Here is a 3,701-nt window from a genome sequence, read left to right on the forward strand (position 1 = left end):
CGCCGGATCTTGCACGGAGCCGAGCGCGACTGCGGAGCGGGCGCGGACGACGCTGTCGGGGCTCGACAGGAGCTCGACCAGTCCGGGGCCATCGCGACGTACCTGGAGGTCGACGATCTCTTGGAGATCCGTGCGCTCCAAGAGCCCGTCGGCCGCTCGCGTGGGGCCGTCCTCGAGGGCGGCCGTGGAGGCGCAGCCGGAGACGGAGAGGACGGCGAGGGCGATCAGCAGGCGCACGGTGTGGTGGGACGGGCGCCCGCCGACGTGCGGACGCGGTGCGAGAGGGAGGACGAAACCTCTAGACCCCAGGATGTCGTGTCCTGGGTCCATTGTGGGAGAGGCGGGACTCGAACGGCGTACTTCCCTTGCGGGACGGTGCGAGCAAAGAGGGGTTTCAGGGGTTCTAATGCGGTTTGATCGGGCCGGGTGCGAACGTCGAACGCACTGGAAAGCAAAAATAGTTTTACCTTCCGCTGTTACCAAACTCGATCTCGTGGCCTCCGTCCGACTCACACTCCAGACCCGGAAGATCCGACGTGATGGTACCGCCCCGGTGTGGCTCCGGGTCACGGTCAACCGAAAAAGCCGGTACACCTCGACCGGCGTCGCCGTCGAGCCGAAGTACTGGAACAACGACAAGCAGCTCGTGCGCCGCTCGCACCCGCTGGCCGACGCCTTCAACGCCAAGCTGGCCGACTTGGTGATCGTGGCCACGCAGGCCACCCTCGAGGGCGGCACCGCTCAGGCCGTCAAGGAACAGCTCGGCGGGGGGACCGGGAGCCTGTCGGCGTTCTTCCGGCGTCACATCGACGACCTCGAGGCACGCGGCGCGTTCTGGCAGTGGAAGAAGTACCGGACGACGCTGGGCAAGCTGGAGGCCGCGCTCGGTCCCGAGGGGAAGACGACGGACGTCCAGTTCAAGGACTTGGACCGGCACGCGCTCGTCCGGTTCGAGCGCCACCTCCGCAAGGCGTGCGGGAACGCGCCCAACACCATCCGTAAGGAGATGCAGCGGCTCCGGCGCGTGGTCCGCGGTGCTGTCCGGGCCGACCTCTTGAAGCCCGGCGACGACCCGTTCCTCTTGTACGACCAGCCGAAGGGGGAGAGGCCCGACCGCCTCAAGCTCTCGATCGACGACGTGCTCGCCATCGCGGCCGTCCTCGAGGTCGACGGCGTACCCATCGAGGACGGGTCGGCCTTGGCGATCGCCCGCGACGCGTTCGCGTTCAGCTTCTACGGCGGGGGCGTCCGGTTCTCCGACGTCGCCACGCTCCGGCCTGAGCACGTCCGCACCGTCGACGGGGTGCCCCGTCTGGAATACCGGATGCTCAAGACGGGCACGCTCGTCGACCTCCCGCTGCCCCCGCCTGCCGTGGCGATCGCGGAGCGGTACGCCGACGGCGGGGCGTTCCTGTTCCCGATGCTGGAGGCCGCCGACGACGACGACCCGGTCCGGCTCCGCCGCCGCATCTCGTCTTGGAATACCCGTGTGAACGCCGCTCTCAAGACGCTGGCCACGGCCGCCGAGATCGACCAAGCCGAGCGCGTCAGCTTCCACGCCTCGAGGCACGCCTACGCCGTGTTCGCGGCCTCGAAGTCGGGCGACCTGTTCGCCATCTCGAAGGCGCTCGGGCACACCTCGCTCCAGGTCACGCAACAGTACCTCCGGTCGTTCGACCGCGACGCGACGGACCGCCTCTCCGAACAGCTATGGACCTAGACGACGCCCCCGACTACCTGGGCCTTCCCCCGGAACAAAACGGGCTTCTGGGAGGACCCGCGTCCGCTCTCCAGTCGCTAGGCTGGTGGCGCGCGCCCGACTGGCTGCTGCCTGACGCGGAGCGAGAGGCACGTAGCCAGGCCCTACGCGCGGAAGACTGGGCAGGGTTCTGGGAAGCGAACGGCGCGGGGATAGCGCCGCTCTGGGATCGGTACGCGACCCAACTCGACGCCGGCGCATACGCATCCCTCCGCGCTAAACAGGAAGACCTAGCGAGGGAACTGGCGGACGTTCGGGAGAGGGAGGCCGCATACCGTCGCGTGTTCAAGGACAAGCTTCCCGCTCGGGGAGAGCCACCTAATCACTTCTCCGCCGGGCTCAACGTCTGGGTCCGCCGCGGGGACGGCCTCGACTTCCAGCACGGGGTTCTGGCCGCCGTGCTGGAAGAGGAGCGAATGCGGGGTGCCGTTCGCGCTTGGGCGGACAGGACGGAAGAAGAAAAAAGGGGACTGATCGAAGAGTCGAGAAGCCCCTTCGCCTACCTCAACTCCGTACTCGTTGCCCTCGCAGAGCATGGGATAGGCAGCCTCGCCGAACTGGAGCAGAAAGGCGTCCCGTTCGCCACGGCCGGGCTGGAGTCTCTGCCTGGAGAGCTCCCACTACCCGACGACGCCCCGGTGAACAACTCCGTGGCCCGAACACTACGGCGCGAAGTCGAGCGCATCACCGGGGCTCTCCCGAGCACCGTCCGTCAGGTGTGCGAAGTCGCGCTCCAGCACAAACGGGAGCTCCAAGCGAAGGGCTAGGGGCGGACAGCCGGACACCGCCGGACAGTTCGTCCTTGTCCGACTTCTTGCACGGTGGGTTCCGAACCTGGCATCACCGATCCCCCCTCCGCGATGGAAGCGCCTCCTAATACACTCGACGACCTCGTCCCGCTGATGCTCGCTCAGGCGATCCGGCCGGCTGTCGTTGACGTCCTGGCCGACGTCCTACCCGAGCAGGTTCGGCGCGCGCTGGCCAAGCCGTACTACACGGTGCCGGAGGTGATGGACCTGACGGGCTGGAGCCGCCGCAAGGTGGACTACCTCCGGGAGCGCCGGGAGGTCGACTTCATCAAGAGGGGCCGAACAGTTCTGTTTCCCGCCGAGGCCTTGCACGCCTACCTCGACGCCGGCCTCGTGTCGGCCCGCAAGACAATCGCGTCCCCCTGACGCAACACCGCCCGCCTGGCATGGAGCCGGACGGGCGGTGCCTTTTCAACCGGCGACGCCCCACGAGCCTACCAAGCAACGGGGAACCGCCGACACGACGACGAAGCGATGCAACAACGTACATCCCACCGCGCCGACCGCGCAAACCGCCGAGCCCTCGAAGGGTTCTTCGCCGCCCCGGCCTTGAGGCTGGACCGTGCCGGCTACCGGCCGGACCGATCGCTCTCCCTGAGCCCCCCCGAGCGCCGCGACCTGGCACGTCTGGACGCCATCGGCCGGACCCCCGTCCTCGACCGGACGCCCGACGACCACGCCTTCGAGGACGCCTTCGAGATCGCGTCCGGTTGGCCCTCCGCCGTCGGTGCCGCCATCGAGGGGCTTCTAGCTGGCCACCGCGCCGCCGAGCGCCGGGCCGGGCACCCCATCGCCCTGTGCCTGAGCGTCGACTCGTCCGAGCTGGACACCGAGACCGCCGCCGACGTGCGCGCTGCAATCGTTCGCGGGGCCGCATCGTGAGCGACCGCCGCGATTTCCTCCGGGCCGAGGTCTACCCCCGGCTCTCGGCCCGCGCCGTCTACGACCACCCCGCCCACCGAGTCCATGGGCGCGGTACGCTCCGGGGCGGCTGCCCCTTCCACGATAGTGCCTCGGGGACCTCGTTCACTATCACCGAAGGCGACCCCGACTTTCAGTTCTGGTGCGGCGGATGCGCCGGCGGCGGCGACGCCGTCACCTACGTCCACAGCCTACGCGTGGGGCGGATCGAG

Annotated in this window: 6 protein-coding genes; 5 read left to right on the forward strand and 1 reads right to left on the reverse strand. The window is 68.7% G+C overall.

What is annotated here, in order from left to right; translation table 11 throughout:
- Nucleotides 1-237, reverse strand: a 237-nt coding sequence (locus tag WBA11_RS18795) for a hypothetical protein (protein ID WP_424522159.1), incomplete at its 3' end; no start/stop codon positions are given.
- A 256-nt stretch (nucleotides 238-493) separates the two neighbouring features.
- Here WBA11_RS18795 and WBA11_RS18800 point away from each other — a divergent pair.
- The 5 genes from WBA11_RS18800 to WBA11_RS18820 form a co-directional block, all read left to right on the forward strand.
- Nucleotides 494-1,720: a site-specific integrase gene (locus WBA11_RS18800; protein WP_424522160.1), complete on the forward strand. Its 1,227-nt coding sequence runs from the start codon at nucleotides 494-496 to the stop codon at nucleotides 1,718-1,720.
- Nucleotides 1,711-2,526 (forward strand): hypothetical protein, encoded by an 816-nt coding sequence (locus WBA11_RS18805; RefSeq protein ID WP_424522161.1) that lies wholly within the window; start codon nucleotides 1,711-1,713, stop codon nucleotides 2,524-2,526. Before WBA11_RS18800 ends, WBA11_RS18805 begins: the two co-directional genes overlap by 10 nt.
- Nucleotides 2,527-2,661: 135 nt before the next feature.
- Nucleotides 2,662-2,934, forward strand: coding sequence for a helix-turn-helix domain-containing protein (locus WBA11_RS18810; RefSeq protein ID WP_424522162.1), 273 nt, complete (start codon nucleotides 2,662-2,664; stop codon nucleotides 2,932-2,934).
- 108 nt (nucleotides 2,935-3,042) lie between these two features.
- Nucleotides 3,043-3,450 (forward strand): hypothetical protein, encoded by a 408-nt coding sequence (locus tag WBA11_RS18815; RefSeq protein WP_424522163.1) that lies wholly within the window; start codon nucleotides 3,043-3,045, stop codon nucleotides 3,448-3,450.
- Nucleotides 3,447-3,701, forward strand: a 255-nt coding sequence (locus tag WBA11_RS18820; RefSeq protein WP_424522164.1) for a hypothetical protein, incomplete at its 3' end; no start/stop codon positions are given. The genes WBA11_RS18815 and WBA11_RS18820, both read left to right, overlap by 4 nt.

The organism is Rubrivirga sp. (assembly GCF_049648075.1).
GTDB lineage: Bacteria > Bacteroidota > Rhodothermia > Rhodothermales > Rubricoccaceae > Rubrivirga.